Source organism: Geobacillus sp. B4113_201601, assembly GCF_001587475.1.
GTDB classification, from domain to species: Bacteria; Bacillota; Bacilli; order Bacillales; family Anoxybacillaceae; genus Geobacillus; species Geobacillus icigianus.
Genome location: NZ_LQYX01000041.1, coordinates 120,013 through 142,497 on the forward strand (window position 1 = coordinate 120,013; position 22,485 = coordinate 142,497).

24 protein-coding genes, 1 pseudogene and 1 other annotated feature are annotated in these 22,485 nt (G+C 56.5%); of the genes and pseudogenes, 2 read left to right on the forward strand and 23 right to left on the reverse strand.

The annotated features are described in order from the left end of the window. From B4113_RS20380 to nadB, 8 genes and pseudogenes are all read right to left on the reverse strand, one after another. Positions 1-205: pseudogene (locus B4113_RS20380) on the reverse strand (IS701 family transposase); the annotation flags it as partial. A 589-nt stretch (positions 206-794) separates the two neighbouring features. Further along, positions 795-1,529 carry a YhcN/YlaJ family sporulation lipoprotein gene (locus B4113_RS06825; protein WP_033020224.1) on the reverse strand — a complete coding sequence of 245 codons (735 nt, stop codon included), beginning with the start codon at positions 1,527-1,529 and terminating at the stop codon, positions 795-797. A gap of 306 nt (positions 1,530-1,835) precedes the next feature. Further along, positions 1,836-2,576, reverse strand: a complete 741-nt coding sequence (gene nadE, locus B4113_RS06830; RefSeq protein WP_033020226.1) for an NAD(+) synthase — start codon at positions 2,574-2,576, stop codon at positions 1,836-1,838. A gap of 41 nt (positions 2,577-2,617) precedes the next feature. After that, positions 2,618-3,559 (reverse strand): phosphotransferase, encoded by a 942-nt coding sequence (locus B4113_RS06835; RefSeq protein WP_033020228.1) that lies wholly within the window; start codon positions 3,557-3,559, stop codon positions 2,618-2,620. After that, positions 3,543-5,048, reverse strand: coding sequence for a SafA/ExsA family spore coat assembly protein (safA, locus tag B4113_RS06840; protein WP_061912349.1), 1,506 nt, complete (start codon positions 5,046-5,048; stop codon positions 3,543-3,545). Before safA ends, B4113_RS06835 begins: the two co-directional genes overlap by 17 nt. Before the next feature lie 632 nt (positions 5,049-5,680). Beyond that, a complete protein-coding gene (gene nadA / locus B4113_RS06845) occupies positions 5,681-6,784 on the reverse strand; it encodes a quinolinate synthase NadA (RefSeq protein WP_033020232.1) in 1,104 nt (367 codons plus the stop codon). A 14-nt stretch (positions 6,785-6,798) separates the two neighbouring features. After that, positions 6,799-7,629 (reverse strand): carboxylating nicotinate-nucleotide diphosphorylase, encoded by an 831-nt coding sequence (gene nadC / locus B4113_RS06850; protein ID WP_033020233.1) that lies wholly within the window; start codon positions 7,627-7,629, stop codon positions 6,799-6,801. 31 nt (positions 7,630-7,660) lie between these two features. Continuing rightward, entirely contained in the window at positions 7,661-9,214 is a 1,554-nt protein-coding gene (gene nadB, locus B4113_RS06855; RefSeq protein WP_061912350.1) for an L-aspartate oxidase, read from the reverse strand. A gap of 100 nt (positions 9,215-9,314) precedes the next feature. On the opposite strand from nadB, the gene B4113_RS06860 reads away from it, so the two are divergent. Next, entirely contained in the window at positions 9,315-10,460 is a 1,146-nt protein-coding gene (locus B4113_RS06860; protein WP_033020239.1) for an IscS subfamily cysteine desulfurase, read from the forward strand. Continuing rightward, positions 10,457-10,996, forward strand: a complete 540-nt coding sequence (locus B4113_RS06865; RefSeq protein WP_033020240.1) for a transcription repressor NadR — start codon at positions 10,457-10,459, stop codon at positions 10,994-10,996. The genes B4113_RS06860 and B4113_RS06865 overlap by 4 nt, the downstream gene beginning before the upstream one ends. A gap of 50 nt (positions 10,997-11,046) precedes the next feature. On the opposite strand, the gene pheA is transcribed toward B4113_RS06865, so the two are convergent. From pheA to radC, 15 genes are all read right to left on the reverse strand, one after another. Next, positions 11,047-11,898, reverse strand: coding sequence for a prephenate dehydratase (gene pheA / locus B4113_RS06870; protein WP_033020362.1), 852 nt, complete (start codon positions 11,896-11,898; stop codon positions 11,047-11,049). Positions 11,899-11,921: 23 nt separating this feature from the next. Next, on the reverse strand, positions 11,922-12,365 hold the full coding sequence (locus tag B4113_RS06875; RefSeq protein ID WP_033020242.1) for an ACT domain-containing protein: 444 nt from the start codon (positions 12,363-12,365) through the stop codon (positions 11,922-11,924). 17 nt (positions 12,366-12,382) lie between these two features. After that, positions 12,383-13,684: a GTPase ObgE gene (gene obgE, locus B4113_RS06880; protein WP_033020244.1), complete on the reverse strand. Its 1,302-nt coding sequence runs from the start codon at positions 13,682-13,684 to the stop codon at positions 12,383-12,385. A gap of 142 nt (positions 13,685-13,826) precedes the next feature. After that, complete coding sequence (locus B4113_RS06885; protein ID WP_033020246.1) at positions 13,827-14,372, reverse strand: sporulation initiation phosphotransferase B; 546 nt, start codon at positions 14,370-14,372, stop codon at positions 13,827-13,829. Positions 14,373-14,692: 320 nt separating this feature from the next. Next, the gene (rpmA, locus tag B4113_RS06890) at positions 14,693-14,983 is read right to left on the reverse strand and encodes a 50S ribosomal protein L27 (RefSeq protein ID WP_008881065.1); all 291 of its coding nucleotides are present in this window, start codon (positions 14,981-14,983) and stop codon (positions 14,693-14,695) included. 15 nt (positions 14,984-14,998) lie between these two features. Further along, entirely contained in the window at positions 14,999-15,331 is a 333-nt protein-coding gene (locus tag B4113_RS06895) for a ribosomal-processing cysteine protease Prp (protein ID WP_033020248.1), read from the reverse strand. Position 15,332: 1 nt separating this feature from the next. Then, positions 15,333-15,641, reverse strand: a complete 309-nt coding sequence (rplU, locus tag B4113_RS06900) for a 50S ribosomal protein L21 (protein WP_033020249.1) — start codon at positions 15,639-15,641, stop codon at positions 15,333-15,335. A 14-nt stretch (positions 15,642-15,655) separates the two neighbouring features. Further along, positions 15,656-15,736, reverse strand: a sequence feature (ribosomal protein L21 leader region). A gap of 136 nt (positions 15,737-15,872) precedes the next feature. Beyond that, positions 15,873-16,736 carry a M50 family metallopeptidase gene (locus tag B4113_RS06905; RefSeq protein ID WP_033020250.1) on the reverse strand — a complete coding sequence of 288 codons (864 nt, stop codon included), beginning with the start codon at positions 16,734-16,736 and terminating at the stop codon, positions 15,873-15,875. Then, positions 16,729-17,496 (reverse strand): M23 family metallopeptidase, encoded by a 768-nt coding sequence (locus tag B4113_RS06910; protein WP_033020251.1) that lies wholly within the window; start codon positions 17,494-17,496, stop codon positions 16,729-16,731. Before B4113_RS06910 ends, B4113_RS06905 begins: the two co-directional genes overlap by 8 nt. A 162-nt stretch (positions 17,497-17,658) precedes the next feature. Further along, positions 17,659-18,462 carry a septum site-determining protein MinD gene (gene minD / locus B4113_RS06915; protein ID WP_033020252.1) on the reverse strand — a complete coding sequence of 268 codons (804 nt, stop codon included), beginning with the start codon at positions 18,460-18,462 and terminating at the stop codon, positions 17,659-17,661. Positions 18,463-18,464: 2 nt separating this feature from the next. After that, positions 18,465-19,124, reverse strand: coding sequence for a septum site-determining protein MinC (minC, locus tag B4113_RS06920; RefSeq protein WP_280516682.1), 660 nt, complete (start codon positions 19,122-19,124; stop codon positions 18,465-18,467). Positions 19,125-19,201: 77 nt separating this feature from the next. Beyond that, a complete protein-coding gene (gene mreD / locus B4113_RS06925) occupies positions 19,202-19,720 on the reverse strand; it encodes a rod shape-determining protein MreD (protein WP_061912352.1) in 519 nt (172 codons plus the stop codon). Then, on the reverse strand, positions 19,717-20,583 hold the full coding sequence (gene mreC, locus B4113_RS06930; RefSeq protein ID WP_061912353.1) for a rod shape-determining protein MreC: 867 nt from the start codon (positions 20,581-20,583) through the stop codon (positions 19,717-19,719). The genes mreD and mreC overlap by 4 nt, the downstream gene beginning before the upstream one ends. Before the next feature lie 20 nt (positions 20,584-20,603). Further along, positions 20,604-21,626 (reverse strand): rod shape-determining protein, encoded by a 1,023-nt coding sequence (locus tag B4113_RS06935; protein ID WP_033020258.1) that lies wholly within the window; start codon positions 21,624-21,626, stop codon positions 20,604-20,606. A 155-nt stretch (positions 21,627-21,781) separates the two neighbouring features. Next, complete coding sequence (gene radC, locus B4113_RS06940; protein ID WP_033020260.1) at positions 21,782-22,462, reverse strand: DNA repair protein RadC; 681 nt, start codon at positions 22,460-22,462, stop codon at positions 21,782-21,784. Positions 22,463-22,485 lie beyond the last annotated feature (23 nt).

The window sequence follows — 22,485 nt, forward strand, 5'->3', positions numbered from 1 at the left end:
GCTTCCCCTTGAGCGAGGAAAGCCTCTCGATCGCTAGGTCGATTTTGCTTCTTCCCGCCACCTTATCATAGAGACGGGTATACACCATCTGCCAAACAAGCGAATGCCCCCAGACCCATTGATGATCGCTGTGAGAGAAATGCCAGTCACACCCTTGAATGGCGTGGGCGGCCCGTGACGAAGGCCTCGTTTTTTGGCAAATGGACGATTTCTTGAGCTTATCGCTCCCATCAATGTTGTCGAGCGCTTCATTTGGTGGTCTCGGCAAACGTCGCAAACAAATATTCGCAGTCCTTGTGAACGTCATCCACCAATCGTTTACTCAACACTATCAAAAAGTCCAACATCCCATTTCCCCTAGCGCCAGCCGAGTTCCGTCCTCGCCCGCGCGGCCCCCAGCGTTAGCCTCTGCACCGGTCTGAAGCGGATGGTTGCGCCCGACAGACGGGCCTAGCACCCCACAGCGGAAAGCGGCGCTGCACCGGCTGGAGGCGGACAGCCGCGCCAAAAAGGAGCTGACCCAAAAGGCGATCTCCCCTCAGAAGCCGGTGATTTACTCGTGGATACGGCTTTGCCATCTCATTTCTCAACTAGAAAAACCTTGTTGCATGGATCCTAATTTTCAGGCGTTTCCCCATTGATGAAGGGAAGCAGCGGTTGTTCATCGGCCTTCTCAAGAAAGACCCAACTCGTGTGGCAGGGAAGCAGCTAGTGCTTCTATATAGCGATGAGAGAGGGTGTCCCAGTCTTTTGGGACACCCTCTCGATCGTTCAGCTTGCCCGTCTCGTTCGCACTATCGCGTATTTTCCGGCCGTTCTTGAATCGTATCGCCGATAAAAATGGTGCGCAAGTCGCGGTCAATTTCCTCTCGGTTCACCGCACCGCCGTGGCGCATCGTGTTGTCGATCGAACGAACGCGATGGTACATGCTTGGGTTGGACGTGACGCGCACCCGCTTGCCGCCGGCATGCGGAGCAACCGCTTGGGCGACGCGCTGTTCAACGCGCTCCGGATGGCGGTCGGCGGTCGTGATCGCGATCAATGCTTGGCCGCCGTACACCACCGCGCGAGCATCCTTCACCCCGCTGACCGCCGCGGCCCGGCGAGAGAGCTGTTCGGCCAAGCGGCCGTCATACGTTCGATAGTAGGACGGATGCGGGTCGACGTTTAGCGAGTGCAAATGCCCGTGGTAATTGTAATCGCCATCGCCAAAATCGACATCGGGCGGAAGAGCCGGCACGCCCGTGTCAAAGCGGGTCGCCGCCGGTCCGCCAAGACGGCCGCCATCCGTCAAATAGTCGGTCGCCGGCCCGCGCCGCGTCCATAGATACCGGTTGTCATAGTTGAGCGCGTTCGTGCCATAGCGGCCGTAGCGGAAATCATCGCTCCGTTCCGTCGAGTAATAGCCGATTGGCCTTGCGCTGTCGTTGTAGCGTTGTGCGCCTTCATTTCCTTCCTGATCATTGGCGCATGAAGCGAGCAAGCCGGCCGCTGACAGCGCAGCGAGCCATTTGACCGCTTGTCTCAATGGAAAACCCCCCTTGGTTTCCTAAGCCCCGGGCTGGCCACAAACCAGCCTTACGTTTAGCTTGTGGAAAAAGGGGAGGCGTTATCGCTGTCAGTTTCCGCCAACCGGAACATTGGCGGACCATCAACGAACGGCATCTTGAGCAGGCGTTATGGCGGCCCGTTCCGTGAAAAGCGCTGTTTCTTCCATCATGGGCGGCCTATGCGTTATCGCTGTCCGTTCCCGCCAGCCGCCATTCATCCCATCTACTCTTTGGGCTTTGCCCTGCCCATTCTTTAAGATGGGACACGTCTGTCGGAAATGACGTTAAAACTTCGGCGGCGCTATAGCGAGCTGCCGTTTATGATGCGAACGTTCGTGCAGCTGTTCAATAATGTTCCGGTCCCGCTCTGGGATGTCTTCTCCTTTCAAATATTTGTCAATCATTTCATATGTCGTGCCCATCTCGCTTTCGTCCGTCTGTCCTTCCCATAATCCGGCGCTCGGTGCTTTTGTGATGATTTCTTCGGGAACGCCGAGCACGCGAGCCATTTCTCGCACTTCGCATTTGGTGAAATGAATGAGCGGCACTAAATCGACCCCGCCATCCCCGTATTTCGTGAAGTAGCCGGTATGCCATTCGGCGGCGTTGTCCGTGCCGACGACAAGATAACCGTAGTTGTTGGCGACCGCGTACAACGTCGTCATGCGCAGGCGCGCCCTCGTGTTCGCATCGCCGAGGCGCGCTTTCTCCTCATTCCACTCCCCGCGGGCTTTCAGTTCGGCTTCCACGGCGCCGAACAGCGCCTTATGCGCCTCGGTCAAATCGATGACCAAATGGCGAATTCCGCAGCTTTCCACCACTTTCAGCGCATCTTCCATGTCTTTTGGATGGCTTTTGCACGGCATGATCAAGCCGAGCGAATCGTCCGGAAAGGCTCGCCGAATCAAATGGGCGACGACCGCCGAGTCAATGCCGCCGCTGATGCCGACGACCGCCCCGTTCAGACCGGCCGCCGCGACTTGTTCCCGCAGCCATTGCACAAGCTTGTCAATCGTTTCTTGCATTCACCTTCGACCCCTTTTCCATCGATTTCATTTCTCATGTTTTATTTTAGCATAGCGCACAGGCGGCGGACAAACCGCTCCCGCTTTTCCCTGTCGATCGCCAAGCGGCGACGGCGTTCGACGGCCGGCCGCCACTCCCGAAAGATGTCAGCCGGGAAAAGGAGGGCATGCAAAAACCAGCGCTTTTCCAGCCATTGGCGGAGCGGAGCGAAACGAGCGAGCGCTGAGTACGACCAGCCGATGTGCGGCAACAAGCGGTTGGCATATTGCCAATAATCCAGCCCGGGCGAAGCCATGGCGGCGGCATCATAGTCAATGAGCCATAAATGGCCGGCAGAACACAAAAAATTATGCGGAGCGACATCGCCGTGAATGATCGCCACCGGCTCCGCCGCCAACTCGGCGGCATGCTCGGCGCACGTTGCCAAACAATCGCGCGCCCAGCGCTGCACAAACAAAATGTCTTCCTTTTCCATGATGGTTTCAATGAGCGGCAAGTGGCGACAAAACTCATCATAGCGGCGGCGCCATTTTTCATACAGATGCAGGCGCGGCAGGGCGCCGGCCGCTCGCTCCGTCCGAACAATGAACGCAGTCGCCGCATGGTAGCGCCGCAAAAGAGAGAGGCCGGCGGCGGCAGCGCGTCCATCGGCGAGCGAAAGCGGGCGCCCGTCCTTTACGTACTCCATCAGCAGCCAATAGCTCCCGCCCGCTTCCACCACGCCTCCGCTGCCGATCGGCGCGAGAGCGGGAGCGGCCAAAAACCCGGCGCGCCGCAAAGCCGAAAGCAGCCATGCTTGCCGCCAAGCGGCCGCAAACGAACGATACGCTTTGGCGACCCACATCCCTTGCCGGGCGGCGATGGCGATCACGTACGGTTTCAATGCCACCGCCTGCTGAATGTCAAGACGGAAGCGGCGCCCAAGAAGAAAAAAGAGACGGCGGGCAGCGTCTCTTTCCATTCCGTTATTCGTTATCGCCATGTTCGCTCTCCTCATCCGGCGGCTCGCCAAACAAACGCGGGCCAGCCTCCGCAGGCCAAAACGGCGGCGCCGATCCAGGCGGGTTGGCCGGGTAACCACCTCTAGGCCACTGAAGCACAGGCGCAGTTGGCGGCAGATACCCATACGGAGCGGACGGAATGTATCCTCCGTAATACGGCGCCGGCGCATAAATGGGCATATAGCCCAATGGCGGATAGCCGGACGGCGGCGCGTACGTTGCCGGTGCGCCATAAACGGGCGCCATCGGGGCAGGATGAACGTAACCGGCGCCGATCGGCGAGGGGAATGGAGGGGCGCCGTGCCCGACCGGCGGCAGAGCTGCCGATTCATCGCTGCTTTCTTGAATTCCAGGAAACGGCGCCGAACTGCTTTCCGGGCTGTCGGCAGCGGCCGACGATGAATGTGGAATAGGCGGCGCTGTCGGCAGCGGCGGGGTGTAATATCCCGCTCCCGGCCAGACCGGAACTGTCGACACGTATCCTTGATTCGCTCCAAACATCGGCGGAACGAACGGAGCGTTAGGAAGATGGGGCAGCGGCGGCGCCTCATCGCTTTCTTCCGCCTTCCATTCGTTCGGGCTTTCGCCGTTCTCCTCTTTCATGACGTCCGGCAAAATGTTGCTCGGCTTCGGCGGGAGCGGCGGCGCCGCAGCCCAAGACTGGGCAAACGAAAGAGGAGGCGGCGGCGTCACCGGAGGAATGGTGTGCACGAGCGGAGGCGCAGAGGCCTTTGCCTCGGCTTTCGCTGTTTCTTTTTTTTCCTCGACCGGTTCCGCCGCGGCGGGATTGGCCGCTTTGTCCGCTTGCTTCGGCGCCGGCGCTTCGTTGACGGCCGCGGGCGCTTCGTTCACCGGAACGTTGGGGAGCTTATTAACGGGAGCGGCCGCCGCTTGATTTGCCTTCGCATTCGGTGCTTGGCCGATCGGCATGCCGGATCCTGTTTTCGCTCCGGCGTTCGCTTCGTTGGCCGCTTGTTTTGCTTTGTCAACCGGGGCGGCTGGCGTGTTGTTCGCCATTTTTGGCGCGGCTGGCGTGTTGTTCGCTGCTTTCGCCGGAGCTGGCGTTTCGTTTGCCGCTTTTGGTGCAGGCGGCATTTCATTGGCCGGTTTCGGCGCCACTGACATGTTGTTTGTCGGGTTCGCTGCGGCCGGCGTTTGATTGGCGGCTGGCGCTTCTCCAATAGCGGCGTTGGGGGCCGAGCCGAATTCCGCTTCAAGGTCAATGGAAACAAACGGTTTCGCTTCGGTGTACGGGTGTTCTTTCACCTCGATTTTTTTGGGCGGCGCCGTCGTCTTCGCCCCTTTTTTGACCGGAACGCCGGCCGTTGGCACTTTGATTTTCATACCAGGCATGATGAGATTCGGATCGCTTAGGTGGCCATTTATTTTTTTCAATTGTTCAAAATCGACTCCATATTTTTGAGCGATTTTCCAAAGGGTGTCTCCCTTCTGAACAATATGGATTTTCACTCCGTTCCCCTCCTAAACCGAGACTGTCGGTGCTCGCTCGAACCATTGCTTGTTTCCGGCTAGTGTCTTTCAACACAATGTATGAGCGGAATGAACGATTTATGATAAAAAAATCCCTAGCCGAACGGAAAAGCTCCCGTTCAGCTAGGGAAAGCGAAAGATGCTTCGTCGCAATCGGACAGGCACCTCTTTCTTGCTGGTTTTCGCGCCCCATGCCTCGTACGTCGTCGCAAACGGACTGGGCCCCTCCCGTTGCTATAAACGTACCAGCTGTTTCTGTTGCCTTATCGTGAAAATCTCCCAAGGTTTCTCTAATTGAAAAGAGATCGAATCAGCATATTTTGCACGAAATCACCAGCCTTCTAGGAGACCGGTGATTTAAGGGGGCAAGCCGCTTATCAAGACCGTTTCTCAAATCGAAAAGCCTTGTCGCATCAGGATTACCTTTCAAACGATGCCCCGTTGCTCAAAAGAAACAACCGTTTTTCACCGACCTTCTAGAAGGCCGGTGATTTAAGGGGAAATACTGCTATCCAACATTGTTTATCGAATTGAAAAAACTTGCAACACCATCATTTTATTTCTTGTAATTTCCGACAAGTCGAATGAAGCTGGTGATTTTCACCATCCCCCTAGGCAAGCGCCAGCATCCGCTGCAGCGCTGTTTTCGCCTCAAAAGCGACATGTTCAGGAACGGTGATCCGGTTGACGATCGTTCCTTGTTCGAGCGATTCGAGCGCCCACACGAAATGCGGCAAGTCGATGCGGTTCATCGTCAAACACGGGCACATATAGGGGTTGAGGGAAACGATTTCCTTGTCCGGATGCTCTTGTTTCAACCGGTTGACCAAGTTCATTTCCGTGCCGATCGCCCATTGGCTTCCGGGTGGAGCGTTCCGAATCGTGTCAATAATGTATTTCGTGGAGCCGGCATCATCGGCCTGCTGAACGACTTCAAAGCGGCACTCCGGGTGAACGATGATTTTCATGTCCGGCTTCGTGCGGCGAATGAACGCGATTTGCTCGACCGTAAAATTTTCATGAACCGAGCAATGCCCTTTCCAAAGAATGACCTTCACGCGCTCCAGCGCACCGGTGCATTGCAGCGTCTCTTCGTGCGGATCCCAGACCGCCATCTCATCTAGGCCGATTCCGAGCGCATACGCCGTATTTCTTCCCAAATGTTGATCAGGCAAAAAGAAAACCCTCTCTTTTTGGGAAAACGCCCACTCCATCATGCGTTTGGCGTTCGATGAGGTGACGGTCGCCCCGCCATGCCGGCCGACAAACGCTTTAATGGCCGCCGTCGAGTTAACGTATACAAGCGGAACGATCGTTTCGCCCAAGCGCTCGCTTAGCGCCGCCCAGGCCCGCTCGACTTGAAACAGATCGGCCATGTCGGCCATGGAACAGCCGGCGCGCAAATCCGGCAAAATGACCGCCTGCGCCGCGCTCGTTAACATATCGGCCGTTTCCGCCATGAAATGGACGCCGCAAAACACGATGTAATCGGCCTCGCTGTTTTTCGCCGCGAGCCTTGCAAGCTGAAGCGAATCACCGGTGGCATCGGCGAATTGAATCACTTCATCTTTTTGATAATGATGGCCCGGAATGAACAAGCGCCGACCAAGGCGTTCTTTGACGGCGCGAGCGCGCGCTTCCAGCTCATCCTTTTCCATCATTTTGTATTTTTCCGGCATTTCATCCATACGTTTCAACTGTTCGAGTACGTTCATCCATTCTCCCCCCATTATTGCAAAGAAAAACTAATATCGAGCGCCGCGGCGGAGTGGGTCAAAAAACCGAGGGAAATATAATCGACTCCGGTTGCGCCATACGCCGCGACGTTGGCGAGTGTAATGCCGCCGGATGCTTCGGTGACGATCGGCTTTGGCACGAGCGGAACAAACGTTTTCACTTCCTCAGGCGTTCGATTGTCAAACATGATCACATCCGCCCCCGCCGCGACCGCCTCAAGCACTTCCGCTTCCGTCTCCGTTTCCACTTCGATTTTCACCATATGGCCAAGCCGCTCCCGCACCGTTTTCACCGCGGCGGCAATCGACCCATAAAACGCGATATGATTGTCTTTAATCATCACGCCGTCATACAAGCCGAAACGGTGGTTGTAGCCGCCGCCGCAAGTGACCGCGTATTTTTCCAGCATGCGCAGCCCCGGCGTCGTTTTTCTTGTGTCACAAATGCGGGTGCGGCTATCCCCGAGGCGATCGACCGCCTGCCGCGTCACCGTCGCGATGCCGCTTAGGCGCTGGAGCAGATTTAAAATGACCCGCTCCCCGGATAACAGCGACCGCACCGGTCCAGCAACTGAGGCGATCGGTTCGCCGGCGGAAACCCGTTCACCGTCTCTTTTGATCACCGATACGTCAATTTGCGGATCGAGCAGCCGATAACCGGCAGAAATGATATCAACCCCGGCCAAAACGCCGGCCGCTTTCGCTGTAAACACGCCGGCGGCCCGTTCATGGTCTGGAAAGAGAAGATCGCTCGTCAAATCGCCATCGCCCATATCCTCAAGAAAAAAGTGCCGCAGCAGCTGTTCGAGTTTCAATCGGTTCATCGTTCATCCTTCCTTCGTTGTCTTTTTTCGCCTACCGTCCGGCCGCTTGCCACGCCCATTCCTCACGGGTCCGCACGAGGCGCCGCCCCTGCCAAGCACGGTCTTCGTACGGCACATCGCTCCGGTAATGGCTGCCGCGGCTTTCCCGGCGGCGCAGCGCGGATGAGGCCACAAGCCAGCCGGCAATCAGCATATACCCTGTTTCAATCTGCTCGGCCGTCAACGGTTCGATGTCGCCATCTAACCAATCGGACAACGAAAACTGTTCCAACCAGCCTACGGCGGCGCGCAGCCGCTCGCCATCGCGAACGATGCCAACCTCTGTCGACAGCCGCTCGCAAAGGCGCGTCCGCTCCGGTAGCGACGGGGCAAACGGACGCCGGCGGTCGGGCCGCCGCACCGCTTGGCGCATCGCTTCAGGCCAAGCAATGCCGCGCCGGATGGCCTGCGCCACCCGATTGCCAAAGACGATCGCTTCCAACAGCGAGTTGCTCGCTAGGCGGTTGGCGCCATGCACGCCGGTGCAGGCGGCTTCCCCAACAGCGTACAAGCCCGGCACCGTCGTCTGTCCCCACTCATTGACCACGATACCGCCCATCAAAAAATGGGCGCCCGGAACGACCGGCAGACGGCCGTCTTCAAGGCGGACGCCATGGGCATCGCACAGCGCGGCAATCGTCGGAAAGCGGCGGCGGAAATTGGAAACAGCAGCAATGTTCAGCACCACGCGGCCGCTCCGATCGAGCTCGGCCGCAATGGCGCGGGCGACGACATCGCGCGGGGCTAAATCGCCAAGCGGATGAACGCCCTCCATCAGCCGGCGCCCATCTTCCGTTTCCAGCACCGCTCCTTCGCCGCGCACCGCTTCAGAAATGAGCCCGACCGCTTTTCCATCGACCGCCAGCATCGTCGGATGAAACTGGACAAACTCCATGTCCGCGACCGCGGCGCCGGCCCGATACGCCATCGCGATGCCGTCCCCGACCGCGGTCGGAGCGTTCGACGTCAACGCGTACAACCCGGCGCAGCCGCCGGTCGCCACAATGACCGCCTCCGCTGCCCAAGCCGAAACGACACCATCGCTTCGCTTTGTTTTCACGCCGACGCAGCGGCCGTTTTCGATCACCAAGTCAATGACTTGTTCACCTTCCACGATCCGCGCGTCCACCTGCCGCCGCAAAAACTCCACGAGCGCCCGCCCGGTTCGATCGCCGCCGGCATGCAAAATGCGGCGGCGGCTATGCCCGCCCTCTAGACCGAAACAAAGCCGGCCAGATTCATCGCGGTCAAACTCCAGCCCGGCGCTGATCCAAGCTTGCAGCCACTGCGGCCCCTCGCGGACAAGGAGCTCGACCATGCGTTCATCATTATGAAAGCGGCCAGCCGCCATCGTATCGCGGAGATGGGCACGCCAGTCATCCGCTTCCGCCAGCGCCGCCGCCACTCCCCCTTGCGCCCGCCATGAATTGCTGTCGGTCAGCCCTTTTTTTGTGAAAATGGTCACATTTCTTTGCCGTTGTAAACCGTAGGCTGCGGTTAAAGCCGCCAATCCGCTGCCAACAATGATTATGCCGGCTTCTTTCACCTTGCAGCTCCCTTTCTTTTTAACTGTCTTGACATCTATATTTACACATATTTAAACTAATGGCAAGATATTTGTTCAAAAAAGAAAAGGCGGGAGAACGATGATTTATTTGGATTATGCCGCAACGACGCCGATGTGCAAGGAAGCCGTCGCCGCTTATGCGGAAGCAGCAACCGTTTATTTTGGCAATGAAAGCAGCCTCCACGATGTCGGCACTACCGCACGGAAGCTGCTCACGTTATGCCGGCGCGAGCTCGCCCTTATGATCAACGGCGAGGCGGAAGGGGTGTACTTTACTAGCGGCGGGACGGAAGCGAACGTGCTGGCCGTCCGTTCGCTCATCGCCGCCCACCGCCGGAAGGGAACCCATTTGATTACGACTGAGATCGAACACGCCTCGCTGCACCATTTATTCAAGCAATTGGAAGCGGAAGGATACAAGGTGACGTACTTGCCAGTGGACCGCTATGGGCGCATTCGCCTCACCGATTTGGAGCGGGCCGTGACGCCAGAGACCATCCTCGCTTCCATCCAGCACGCCAACTCAGAAATCGGCACGATCCAGCCGCTCGCCGACATCGGCCGTCTCCTGCGGGCGCGCGGCGTCCTTTTTCATAGCGACTGTGTGCAAACTTTTGCTAAAATACAGCTAGATGTCAAAGCGATGGCGATCGACAGCCTCTCGATTTCTGCACATAAAGTGTACGGCCCCAAAGGCGTCGGCGCTGTCTACATCGACCCGCGCCGCCACTGGAAGCCCGTCTTCCCAGGGGCGACGCACGAATCAGGGTTTCGTCCGGGAACGGTCAATGTGCCGGGCATCGCCGCGTTCCTGACAGCGGCAAAACGCCTTTATGAGCGGATGGAAAGCGAGCAACTCCGTTTCGAACAGCTGCGGAGCCGCCTTCTGGATGCCATCGCCGCCAAACGGCTGCCGGTGGCGGTCGAAGGCCATCGTGACGCTCGGCTCGCCCATATCGTCGGGTTATCGGTCAACGGCTTGGAAGGCCAGTTCGTCATGTTGGAATGCAATCGCGCCGGGATTGCCATTTCGACCGGCAGCGCCTGCCAAGTAGGATTGCAAGCGCCATCGCGGACGATGATAGCCGTCGGAAAAACACCGGAAGAAGCAAGGCAGTTCATTCGCGTTTCCTTCGGCACCGCCACAACGGAAGCGGACATTGACCGCTTCGTTTCCGTCTTGGAACGGCTAGTCTCAGCAGGAAAGGGGGCGAACCAAGGGTGAAAGAGGAGAAGAAAGTTTTCGGGGAAGCGCGGCGCCAACTTATTTTGCAATGGCTCAAAGAGAGCACAACGCCGCTCACCGGGGCGGAATTGGCGGCCAAAACCAACGTCAGCCGTCAGGTGATCGTTCAAGACATTTCCTTGCTTAAAGCGCGCAATGAGCCGATTATCGCCACAAGTCAAGGCTATTTGTATTTAAAACCGGCGGCGCCGGCCAAAACGTATACGCGAACGATCGCCTGCTTCCATACGCCAGAACAGACGAAAGAAGAGCTATACCTCCTTGTCGATTGCGGAGTGACTGTCAAGGACGTCAAAATCGAGCATCCGGTGTACGGCGATTTGACGGCGTCCATCATGGTCAGCAACCGCTTCGAGGTCGATCAATTCATCGCCAAAATTAACGCGACCAAATCGGCCTATTTGCTCCAACTGACCGATGGAACGCATTTGCATACGATCGAAGCCGATGCGACCGAAAAGCTTGATGCCGCCTGCCGCGCCTTAAAACAGGCTGGCTTTCTCATTGAAGCGTAAAGCGACAAAACGGGTGTCCCCATCGCGAACGAGGACACCCTTTTGCTCCTTTATCCAACGAAGTAATACGGATAGCTGCCCAACAGCTGCACGGTGCAACCGAGCGCTTCGATTTCCGCCATCGCTCCCGGGATGAGAACGTCATCCTTCGGCGCATCGATGTCAATGATAAAAAAATAGTTGCCAAGCCCGGTTTTCGCCGGGCGCGATTCGATTTTCGTCAAATTGAGCCGCCGCCAGGCGAACGCCGACAATACTTGATGAAGAGCGCCGGGCTGGTCTTTCGGGAGCATGACGACGATGGTCGTCTTGTCGCCGGCGTAAAGCGGCGACCGGAGCGAAAGCGGTTCATTGCGCCGGCTGACAACGATAAAGCGCGTATGATTGGAATCGTAATCATGAATGTTTTCTTGGGCGATGACAAGACCGTATTCATCCGCCGCCAGCCGGTTGGCGATCGCCGCCGCCGGCAAGTGCGGGTGCTCGCTCACCCATCTCGCCGCCGCGCTCGTCGAGGTGACGTGCACGTGCTTCGCCTCTTTGAGCACCGTATGCAAAAACTTGCGGCATTGCGCCATGGCGTGCGGATGGGAATACACTTCTTTCACTTCGCGCCAATGCGGGGCGTAATACGGGTGAACGAGCAAATGCTGCTCGATCGGCACGACGACCTCGCCGATAATCGGCAACGGCTGTTCATGAATTAAATAGTCGAGCGTTAAATTGACCGACCCTTCCAACGCGTTTTCCAGCGGCACAACGGCCGCTTCAATTTCTCCGGCCGCCGCGGCGTCGATGCAGTCAGGAATCGTATCATACGGCGCCCGCGGCGATGACGGAAAAAGCGCGGCCGCCGCCGCTTCCGTAAATGTCGCTTTCGGTCCTAAATAGCCAATTTTCATCTCCATTTGCCTCTCCCTTTGCCTTAATACACTCCCGAACCGACAATTTCCACTTTTTCGACAAATTCAAGCTGCCGCAATTTCGCCAGCAGTTCATCGATCTCCTCGTTCATCTCGTTCGTGCTGACGGAGAGCGTCACGTTCGCCCGCCCTTGCAACGGGATTGTCTGGTGGATCGTCAGCACGTTGCAGCCGGCAGCCGCTACGACGCCAAGCAATTGGGAAAGCGTCCCAGAGCGATCTTCCAAATGAAAGAACAGGGTGACAATGTTTTCTTTCGTCACGGCTTGAAACGGAAAAATGGCGTCGCGGTATTTGTAAAAGACGCCGCGGCTGATGTTCACAAGCTGCGCCGCCTCGGCGACCGAGGCGGCTTTTTTTCGCTCGAGCAGCTGTTTGGCTTGCACGACTTTTTTCATCGCTTCCGGCAGAACGTCTTCGCGCACTAAATAAAACTTTTTCTCCACCGCACGTTCCCCCGCTTTTACCGTTCATCCCAGTCGTCGACGAACTCGAACTCGTAATCGAGCAAGCGGACGGTGTCTCCGTCTTTCGCCCCGCGCTCGCGCAGCGCGTCATCGACACCCATGGCCCGCAGTTGACGGGCGAAGCGGCGCACCGATTCTTCGCGGGAAAAATCAGTCATCTTAAACAGCTTTTCGATTTTCTCGCCTGACAAACGAAACGCCCCATCGCTGTCACGAGTGATGACAAACGGCGCCTCTTCCTTTTCATATTTATACACGACCCGCTGCACGGCCGGCTCGTTCGTTTCATGCAGCGGAAATTCCGGCGTCGCCTCCAGCAAGTCGGCGACGGCAAACAGCAGCTCGCGCACCCCTTGCCTTGTCGCCGCAGAAATCGGAAACACCGGCACCGCCGCGCCGACTTTTTCTCTGAAACGGCGCAAGTTTTCTTCAGCGTTCGGCATGTCCATTTTGTTGGCGGCGACGATTTGCGGCCGCTCGGTCAAGCGCAAGTTGTATTGCCTGAGCTCCTCATTGATGACGAGGTAGTCATCGTACGGGTCGCGCCCTTCGACCGCCGCCATGTCGATGACGTGAACGATGACGCGCGTCCGCTCAATATGGCGCAAAAACTGATGCCCTAAGCCGACCCCTTGATGAGCGCCTTCGATCAAGCCGGGCAGATCGGCCATGACAAAGCTGCGGCCGTCTTCCGTTTCGACGACGCCCAAATTCGGGGCGAGCGTCGTAAAATGATACTCGGCGATTTTCGGCCGAGCCGCCGAGACGACCGACAGCAGCGTCGATTTGCCGACGCTTGGAAACCCGACAAGCCCGACATCGGCGAGCAGCTTTAATTCCAAAATGACGTTCCGCTCCTCGCCCGGTTCGCCGTTTTCCGCGATTTCCGGCGCCGGGTTGGCGGCGGTGGCAAACCGGGTGTTGCCGCGTCCACCGCGCCCGCCTTTGGCCACGACAAACCGCTGCCCCGCTTCGGTCAAATCGGCAAGCACTTCGTTCGTATCGGCGTCGATGACGACCGTGCCGGGCGGCACTTTGACGAGCAAGTCTTCGGCATTTTTCCCGTGCTGATTTTTCGACATGCCGTTCTCACCGCGCGGCGCTTTAAAATGGCGCTGGTAGCGGAAGTCCATCAGCGTGCGCAGCCCTTCATCAACGACCAATACGACATCGCCGCCTTTGCCGCCGTCCCCGCCGGCCGGCCCGCCTTTCGGGACGTATTTTTCCCGGCGGAACGCGACCATGCCGTTGCCGCCGTCCCCGCCTTTCACATAAATTTTCACCTGATCGACAAACATCGTTGTTCCTCCGCTTCGCTTCCATCATCGCAAACATTTGCGTATCCCTAATATGTATTATTGTATACAACGTCCGCTTCATGCTGTCAATAGCCGCGCCCAAGCCACTTTCATGGCGCGATGCAGCCGCCCTTTTCAAATGTCACCAGCTCGACATCAGTTCCAGCTCCACGGTCAGTTCCCCCGGCTCGATGGCAAACGCCACAAGCCGCAGCGGCGGCGCCGGCTCGCAACGTTCCAGCCAAGCGCGAATCGCTTCGCCGTCCCGCCATGTACCGCGGTAGTCAACAAACAAAGCCGTCCGCCCGTCAGACAAGTCGACCGACACGCATACATGGTTTTCCGTTTCCGCATCAGCTTGGGCTTCAAGCAAGCGCAGAAACGCCTCGCACCATTCGCTCAACCGCTCGTCATACGGCGACAAATCGGCTTCGCCGCCCGTAATCTCATACTCGAGCGAAACGGGGCGCGGCTCCCAATTGTACGTCATGATCAGCTCCGCGAAGCGCTCGGCCTTCAAATTCGTCAGCCGCGCCTCTTGCTGCATCTCAACGACAATGCCCTCAATGATTTCTTTGACCCTCTCTACCTTATTGAGCGCCAAATGCCCTTGAATGAGCTGAATTTTATTCAGCCAGTCATGCCGGGCGTGGCGCAACACTTCAATGACAGTCCATCGCTTCTCCATCCGACGCTCCCCTATCTATCCCGCGCTCCTTAGCCGGCGCGAAGTTCCAGCACTCCCCGCAAAGGAATCGGTACTGGCTCTTTACTAAGAGCTGTACTTGACTGTTTCCAAACATCCCATACTTCCTTCTGTAAAGAAAAAACAGTAAACCGACCATTTTCATACATGGTGACACGAAAAGAAGTCTCATTTGTCAAGTACACGTTGTGGTGATGAACCTCAGTATTTTTACTATAACATTTTTTGACATCGAGCGGGAGCGCTTTTTCGCTTCAAAAAGAAAAAACCCTAACCGAACGGTTAGAGTTTTTTCGCCTTGCTTACGCTTCTTGGCTGACCGGATAGACACTGACGCGTTTGCGGTCGCGGCCGAGCCGCTCGAAGCGGACGATGCCGTCGATTTTGGCGTACAGCGTGTCATCGCCGCCGCGGCCGACGTTCAAGCCCGGATGGACTTTTGTTCCGCGCTGGCGGTACAAAATCGAGCCGCCTGTGACGAATTGGCCGTCAGCGCGCTTGGCGCCAAGGCGTTTCGCGATCGAGTCGCGGCCGTTTTTCGTCGAACCGACCCCTTTTTTCGAGGCAAAAAATTGCAAATCGAGTCGCAGCATGGCAGTCACCTCCTGCTAAATGGATGTCACGCGGATGAATTTCCCGTAGTCGCGTTCGATCGTCTTTAGCGAGACGACCATCGCTTCCAACAATAACTGCACTTTCTCTGCCGCCGCTGCTTCTTCCAGCTTCGGAAGCTCACAGCGAAGATAGCCGCCGTCTTGGCCGAGGGAAACGTGCGGGCTTACGCCAACAAGCGCCTCGATGGCGTTGATCGTGCCGAACGAAACGGCCGAAGCGCCAGCGCAAACGATATCTTGGCCGCGTTCGGCAAACTCGGCGTGCCCGTCCATCGTGAACGCGCGAATGCGGCCGTCCGCTTCCCGTTCAATCGTGACGCGAATCATGTTACGCGTTAATTTTCTCGATGACGACTTTCGTGTACGGCTGACGGTGGCCTTGTTTGCGGCGATAGTTCTTTTTCGCTTTATATTTGAAGACGATGATTTTCTTTTGTCGGCCGTGCTTTTGCACTTTCGCCGTGACCGTTGCGCCTTCGACCGTCGGGTTGCCGATTTTCACCGTTTCCCCGCCGATGAACAGCACTTTGTCAAATGTCACCGTATCGCCTTCATTCGCATCCAATTTTTCGATGTAAACTTCTTGGCCTTCTTCGACTTTCAATTGTTTGCCGCCAGTTTCAATGATTGCGTACATGCCTCGCACCTCCTTCATCGACTCAGACTCGCCAGCGTCAAGGCGGTTCCGTGCCGGAACGCTTCACGACCCGCGCTGAGCGGTTGTAGTGCGGGTGCGTCTTTTTGCGACAGCCGCCCTCTTTTGCCCGTTGACGATGGGGCAAAATGTCTACAACGTTATTTATGGTAGCACAGAAACCGCTGTCCGTCAACCGTGATCTTTTTCACCCTAGCTAGCAGGCGGCTTCGGCTATGAATAAATGAGAGCGCCAAGCGGGGCATCGGTCTGTTTTTCGGAGAAAAACGCGTGCAGCAGCTCATTCTCATCCAGCGTCGTCCGCTCACGGCCGTTGCGGACGACGACGATGGCGTGCTTTTGGCCGCGATAAAAGCGGTGCAACACGTGCGAAATGCGCTCATCGGCGGGAGCCGTGATCGTCCGCAGCCTTGCGTAGTCGCCTTTTTTTCCATAATACCGCTCCAGCAAAAAACGCATGACGACGTAAGGATGCTGCTTTTGCTCCTGCCAGATGGCATGCGCCAAAAAGGCGGCGATGGTCCACAAATCAAGCTGGCGGGGCGCAACGACGAACAGCAGAACGGCAAAAACGGCCAACAAGACAGCGGAGACAGCCACCATGTGGCGATGGGCGGCGCTGAACGGACGGAAGTAAGCCAACAGCAAAAACAACAACTTTCCGCCATCGAGCGGCCAAATCGGCAGCAAGTTCAGGCCAAGCACGGCCAGATTGTAGCGGAAAAACAACTCCCATCCTTCATCGGCTATCCAGCCGGCCTTCCATAAAAAAAACGCCGCCGCTATGAGCCACAGATGCTGGGCCGGGCCGGCGAGCGTGACGATCCACTCTTCGCGGAACGGCCGGTTCCCGTGTTCTTCCACTTCCGCCACCCCGCCGAACGGCAGCAGCAAAATCCGCTTCACCCGCCACGAGAAAAACACCGCCGCCGCCGCATGGCCGAGCTCATGAACGAGAACGATGAAAAATAGAAGACAAAGCTGCTTAAAATGAGCGGTCAACACCGCCATGCCGGCGATCAGCCAGAAAAGCGGATGAACGTGCAGCTTGCCAAGCAGCTCGATATACTTATTCAAAGGAAATCACCTGGATCGGATCGATAAATTGATCGCCTTGCTTAATGGCAAAGTAAAACAGCCCTTTCTGTCCATCGGTCTTGCTTGCCCCGGCTGTGCCGACCTTCTGTCCCGTTTCCACGAAATCGTACAATTTGACAGCAATGGCGCCCAAATGCCCATACCATGTCTCACTGCCATCGGCGTGCTGAATAATGACCGTTTTTCCGGTCGATTCTTTCACACCGGCAAAGGTCACAATCCCCTCTTTCATCGCTTCGACTTTCGCCTGTCGCTCCGTTTCGATCATCACTCCTTGGCCATTTTTCGCGAAGCTCTCCAGCACGCGGCCGGACGCCGGAACGGCGTACGAGGGCGGCGCCTTCGTCTTCGTTTCCTGTTTCGGCGCAAAAAAGGCGAGTGGCTCGCCAAACGTCTTTTCATACCACGACGAAACAGCGGCAAACTGAAACTCCTTCTCCATCGTCCGCGTGACAAACTGGCGCGCCGGCTCCAGCGCAGCGGACGGATGCTTGAACAAAATCGCCGTCACGAGCACGAGTGAGGCGGCGATGAGCGTTTTCAGCAAAAACCGCTCTTTCTGAAATATCGGCCGCCCCTCGGATTCAAACGAGTAGCGATCATACGTCACGACCGGCAGCCCGTACCGCTCCTCATCGGCTATGTCCCATTCCGGCTCCTTTCGCCCCCTCGCCCCATACTGGCGTTCTTTCCGCCGCCTCTCGATCCGCTTTCTCATTTCCCGAACGCGTCGGTCCATACGTCCCCCCTCCACCTTTCTCACGGCGTTTGTACTAAATGTATGAGACAACCTGTTGGAATATGAACAAGCATTTTGGTTGAACGAGACCGAAAGCGGCCCGCTCCGCCGCGAGGCAAAAGAAAAAGGGCAAACTCCCGTTGGAATTGCCCGGTGTTTCCCCTATTTCAGGCTAAATATTTTGCGAATCTTGGAAAACAGTCCTTTTTCTTCTTCCTCCAGCGGCGGCAGCGGCACCGACTCGCCGAGAATGCGGCGGGCGATGTTGCGGTAGGCGATCGACGCTTTGCTGTTCGGGTCAAGGACGATCGGCTCGCCGCGGTTCGACGCCTTGATCACGTTTTCATCGTCGGCGATAATGCCGAGCAGTTCGATCGACAGATGCATGACGATTTCATCGACATCGAGCATATCGCCGTTTTTGACCATGTGGCTGCGAATGCGGTTGATGATAAGGCGCGGCGGTTTGACATGCTCCTCAGCTTCGAGCAGCCCGATGATGCGGTCGGCATCGCGGACCGCCGACACTTCCGGCGTCGTAACGACGATCGCTTCGTCCGCGCCGGCGACAGCGTTGCGGTAGCCTTGTTCAATGCCGGCCGGGCAGTCGATCAGCACATAGTCGTACTCCTGCTTGAGCTGTTCAACGAGCTCCTTCATCTGCTCAGGGGTGACCGCTGATTTGTCGCTCGTTTGCGCCGCCGGCAGCAAATACAAATGGTTATCGAACCGTTTATCTTTGACAAGCGCTTTTTGCACTGTGCAGCGTCCTTCGACGACGTCGACGAGGTCATAAATGATGCGGTTCTCAAGCCCAAGCACGACATCGAGATTGCGCAGCCCGATATCGGTGTCCACCAGACACACTCGCTTGCCGAGAATGGCAAGAGCCGTCCCAAGATTCGCGGTCGTCGTCGTCTTGCCGACGCCGCCCTTTCCGGAAGTGATGACGATCGCTTCTCCCACGGTCATACTCTCCTTTCTAAGCGCGTCAAATTCGGCCGCAAATGCATGAGCAGCTGCAGGCGGTCGACAACAATTTGATTTTGTTCATTGATATAAGCGCATTCCATTTCGTTTCTTTCGTCCGTTTTATAATCGGGAGCCCGATTCATGACATCGCCGATGCCAAGCTGCATCGGCTTCATCACGGAAGCGGCGATGACCGCCTCCTTGTTTCCGCCATAGCCGGCGTGGGCGATGCCGCGTAAGGCGCCGAGAATGAAAATATTGCCCCCGGCGATGACCATTCCGCCAGGGTTCACGTCACCGATCAGCAGCAAATCCCCCTCAACGTGGAGCACTTGCCCGGAGCGGACGATGCGCGAAACGGTCACAATCTCCGCCTTCCGCAGCCATTCCTTCGCTTCCGCTTTTGACACGACATTGCTTTCGATCGACTCGACGACCAAATTTTTGGAACGGCGAATGAGCGCGCGCACCTCCTCCTCCTGCTCAGGCGTCAAATAGCGATTCCCCATGTTCAGATGAACGGAGACAAGCGGGCTGTTGGACGCGATCCCGCCGGCTTGGTTGACGAGCCGCTCCTCGATTTCTTTCAATAAATCCTCGTACGAGCAGCGGTCGTCCAGATGCAGCGTCAGCCCATCTTTCGTTCCTTTCATCATCACATACTGCTGCTTCTGTTTTGCCACAACGTTCACCCCAACGAATAATTCTACAAGCCGGACCGTTTTTCCTTTTTTTATTCCCCTTGCTCCAGCCGGCGAATTTTGGCCAGCCACCGTTCCAACACGGGTAAACCGATGAGCAGAAAGGCGGTGTTCAACAGCAGCGTCGGCCATAGACGGCGCTCCCAGAACACAGCAAACGGCCAGTCCGTCCGCCCGATCAGCAGCTGAATGCCGTACACATAGCTGTCAAGCAGCGCGATGGCGAGCAGCGACAGCAAAAACGACACGAGCCAGTTAGGTTGAAGCCATTTCGTTGCTTTGCCCGCCAAATACGCAAGGAGCGTATAGGCAAACGCGTAAACGCCGAGCAGCTCCGTATAAACGCAGTCATACAAAAACCCGAAGATAAACCCGTATCCCATCGCCCGCGTCCCGCCAAAATGCATCGCGGTAAGCACAAGGAAAATAAGAAAAAACCGAGGAACAAAAAAATAGTGGATGTACCAGTCCCCTTTCGGCCAGACATCAACGGCGATACTTTCACTGACAAAACAGAACACCGCAAGGAAAGGGAGCCGCCACTTGTTCATTTTGCTTCCTCCTCTTCTTGCAGTGCCGCATCGATCGTCCGCTTGACAATGATGACATCATCAATGTCATACAAATTGGCAAACGGTTTGACATAGACGATTTTCGTCAAGCCGTACTGGCCTGGTTTGATTTCCGTTACTTCGCCGATCGGCAGCCCTTTGGGAAACACGCCGCCGAGTCCGGACGTCAACACTTTTTGTTTTTTTTCGACTTTGGCGTCGATCGGAATTTCGCCAAGCAGCAGCTCGCGCCGTTTCTCGTCATAGCCTTCGATCAAGCCAAACACGTTTTCCTTGCCTTGGACATAGGCGGAAATGCGGTTGTTTTGGTCAAGCGCGCTTAACAGCTGCACGGTTGAGGTAAACTGCGAGGCGTGCTGCACCTTGCCGACGAGTCCGGCCGGGGTAATGACCGCCATATCTTTTTTCACCCCGTGCTGCGCTCCTTTGTTCACGATGATCGTCTCTCGCCACCGATCCGGATTGCGCCCGATCACCGTCGCCTGAATCGGAACAAAGTCGCGCAAGCTTTCTTTTTTATCAAGCAAGGCGCGCAGCCGCCCGTTTTCCTGGCGCAGCTCCTCGACTTCCGTCTCCAGCGCCGCATATTCCTCCAGTCTCGCTTTCAGCAACTCATTTTCCTCGTATGTATGGCGAAGATCGTTGACATTTTCAAGGAAGCCCGCTACAAGCTGTGCAGGCTTCCCGAACAGAAGCTGGACAAAGCCAACCGCGTCTTTGACGAATTGTTCCGGCCATGTGAACTGCTCACGGCTGCGCAGCGAAAAGCCGATCAACATGACAAGGATGACGATGCTGACAAGCAAAAAAACGAGGCGCTTATTTCCGAAAAACTGTGGCATAGATGAGCACCTTCTTGCCGTCAGCGATGGTCTCTCGCCTTGTTTTTAAACAAGTCGATGTGGTCGAGCGCCTTGCCGGTGCCGATCGCTACGCAATCGAGCGGATTTTCGGCCACAATGACCGGCATGTCCGTTTCTTTGCTGATGACTTTGTCCAAATTGCGCAACAAAGCCCCGCCGCCCGTCAGCACGATGCCGCGATCCATAATGTCAGCGGCCAGCTCCGGCGGTGTTTTTTCGAGCGTGTTTTTCACCGAGTCAACGATCGCATACACGGTGTCGCGCAGCGCTTCGGCGACTTCTTCGGCGCTGATCTCAATCGTTTTCGGCAGCCCGGTCAATAAGTCGCGGCCGCGAATTTCCATTTTGCCAATGCCTTCCGGATTTCCAGCCGAACCGATTTCCATTTTAATCGCTTCAGCAGTCCGCTCACCGATCATCAAATTGTACGTTTTGCGAATGTACTGAATGATCGCCTCATCCATTTCATCGCCGGCGATGCGGATCGACTGGCTCGTCACGATGCCGCCGAGCGAAATGACCGCCACTTCGGTCGTGCCGCCGCCGATATCGACCACCATGCTCCCGGTTGGCTCCCACACCGGCAAGTTGGCGCCGATGGCCGCGGCGAACGGCTCTTCAATCGTATACGCATCGCGCGCTCCCGCTTGGCGGGTCGCATCGATGACCGCCCGCTCTTCCACCGCGGTGATGCCGTACGGCACACATACCATGACATAAGGCTTGCTTGCGAACAGTCCTTTCGTTTTGATCGCTTTGCGAATATAGTATTTCATCATTGTCGCCGTCGTCTCATAATCGGCGATAACGCCGTCTTTCATCGGGCGAAGGGCCACGATGTTGCCCGGCGTGCGCCCGATCATGTTTTTCGCCTCATTGCCGACGGCGACGATTTGCTTCGTGTCGCGCTGAATGGCGACAACCGACGGCTCGCGCAGAACAATGCCTTTTCCTTTAACATAAACAAGCGTGTTCGCTGTTCCTAAATCAATCCCAAGGTCTTTCGTTCCAATTCCAAACATATCATCGATCTTCCTTTCCGAAACGAAATGCATCCTTATTCATTGAAAAAATAGGTCGGATGTCAGTCATTTATAACTTGTACAACACCGCCCGAACCGATTCGGGAAAAACTCATAGTTGATATTATACCTGATTCGACAAAAAATGAGAACCGCTAGACATATCCTTTTTCTTTTAAACTGATGAATTTTTGATCGCCGATGATGAGATGATCGAGGAGCTCGATGCCGATGATGCGGCCGCACTCCGCGAGCCGTTTCGTAACATCGATGTCTTCGCGGCTTGGCGTCGGATCGCCGGAAGGGTGGTTGTGCACGCAAATGACCGAGGCGGCGGAACGCTTGATCGCCTCTTTAAACACTTCGCGCGGATGGACGATGGAGGCGTTTAAACTGCCGATGAACACCGTTTTGCGATAGATGACTTGGTTTTTCGTGTTGAGGTAAATAGCAACAAAATGTTCCTGCGATAAAAAACGCATGTCTTCCATCACATACTTCGCTCCATCTTCCGGGCAGCGGATGACATAACGTTCAGCGTATCCTGGCTGATGGATGCGGCGCCCGAGCTCCAACGCCGCCAAAATTTGCGCCGCTTTCGTCGGGCCAATTCCTTTGATGTTGGTCATTTCTTCAGCTGTCGCGTCTTTGAGCAAGCGCAACCCTTCGAAATGGCGCAGGAGGCGCTGGGCGAGCTGCACGACCGATTCGTCCTTCGTTCCTGTGCGCAGCAAAATCGCTAACAGTTCATGATCGGATAAGCTTTCCGGTCCGAAAGACAGCAGCCGTTCACGCGGGCGACTGGCTTTCGGCACATCGCGGATCATCCATGCCATCGTATCTCCCCTTTTTAATGATA

What these genes read in the sequence shown, in the direction of transcription:
- rplU (WP_033020249.1), bottom strand. Translation starts at nt 15,641, where the DNA reads ATGTACGCAATCATTGAAACTGGCGGCAAACAATTGAAAGTCGAAGAA.
- mreD (WP_061912352.1), bottom strand. Translation starts at nt 19,720, where the DNA reads ATGAACAAGTGGCGGCTCCCTTTCCTTGCGGTGTTCTGTTTTGTCAGT.
- B4113_RS06935 (WP_033020258.1), bottom strand. Translation starts at nt 21,626, where the DNA reads ATGTTTGGAATTGGAACGAAAGACCTTGGGATTGATTTAGGAACAGCG.
- B4113_RS06910 (WP_033020251.1), bottom strand. Translation starts at nt 17,496, where the DNA reads ATGGACCGACGCGTTCGGGAAATGAGAAAGCGGATCGAGAGGCGGCGG.
- mreC (WP_061912353.1), bottom strand. Translation starts at nt 20,583, where the DNA reads ATGCCACAGTTTTTCGGAAATAAGCGCCTCGTTTTTTTGCTTGTCAGC.
- B4113_RS06885 (WP_033020246.1), bottom strand. Translation starts at nt 14,372, where the DNA reads ATGGAGAAGCGATGGACTGTCATTGAAGTGTTGCGCCACGCCCGGCAT.
- minC (WP_280516682.1), bottom strand. Translation starts at nt 19,124, where the DNA reads ATGATGAAAGGAACGAAAGATGGGCTGACGCTGCATCTGGACGACCGC.
- radC (WP_033020260.1), bottom strand. Translation starts at nt 22,462, where the DNA reads ATGGCATGGATGATCCGCGATGTGCCGAAAGCCAGTCGCCCGCGTGAA.
- B4113_RS06860 (WP_033020239.1), top strand. Translation starts at nt 9,315, where the DNA reads ATGATTTATTTGGATTATGCCGCAACGACGCCGATGTGCAAGGAAGCC.
- B4113_RS06895 (WP_033020248.1), bottom strand. Translation starts at nt 15,331, where the DNA reads ATGATTCGCGTCACGATTGAACGGGAAGCGGACGGCCGCATTCGCGCG.
- nadE (WP_033020226.1), bottom strand. Translation starts at nt 2,576, where the DNA reads ATGCAAGAAACGATTGACAAGCTTGTGCAATGGCTGCGGGAACAAGTC.
- nadC (WP_033020233.1), bottom strand. Translation starts at nt 7,629, where the DNA reads ATGAACCGATTGAAACTCGAACAGCTGCTGCGGCACTTTTTTCTTGAG.
- pheA (WP_033020362.1), bottom strand. Translation starts at nt 11,898, where the DNA reads ATGAAAATTGGCTATTTAGGACCGAAAGCGACATTTACGGAAGCGGCG.
- B4113_RS06835 (WP_033020228.1), bottom strand. Translation starts at nt 3,559, where the DNA reads ATGGCGATAACGAATAACGGAATGGAAAGAGACGCTGCCCGCCGTCTC.
- obgE (WP_033020244.1), bottom strand. Translation starts at nt 13,684, where the DNA reads ATGTTTGTCGATCAGGTGAAAATTTATGTGAAAGGCGGGGACGGCGGC.
- rpmA (WP_008881065.1), bottom strand. Translation starts at nt 14,983, where the DNA reads ATGCTGCGACTCGATTTGCAATTTTTTGCCTCGAAAAAAGGGGTCGGT.
- nadA (WP_033020232.1), bottom strand. Translation starts at nt 6,784, where the DNA reads ATGAACGTACTCGAACAGTTGAAACGTATGGATGAAATGCCGGAAAAA.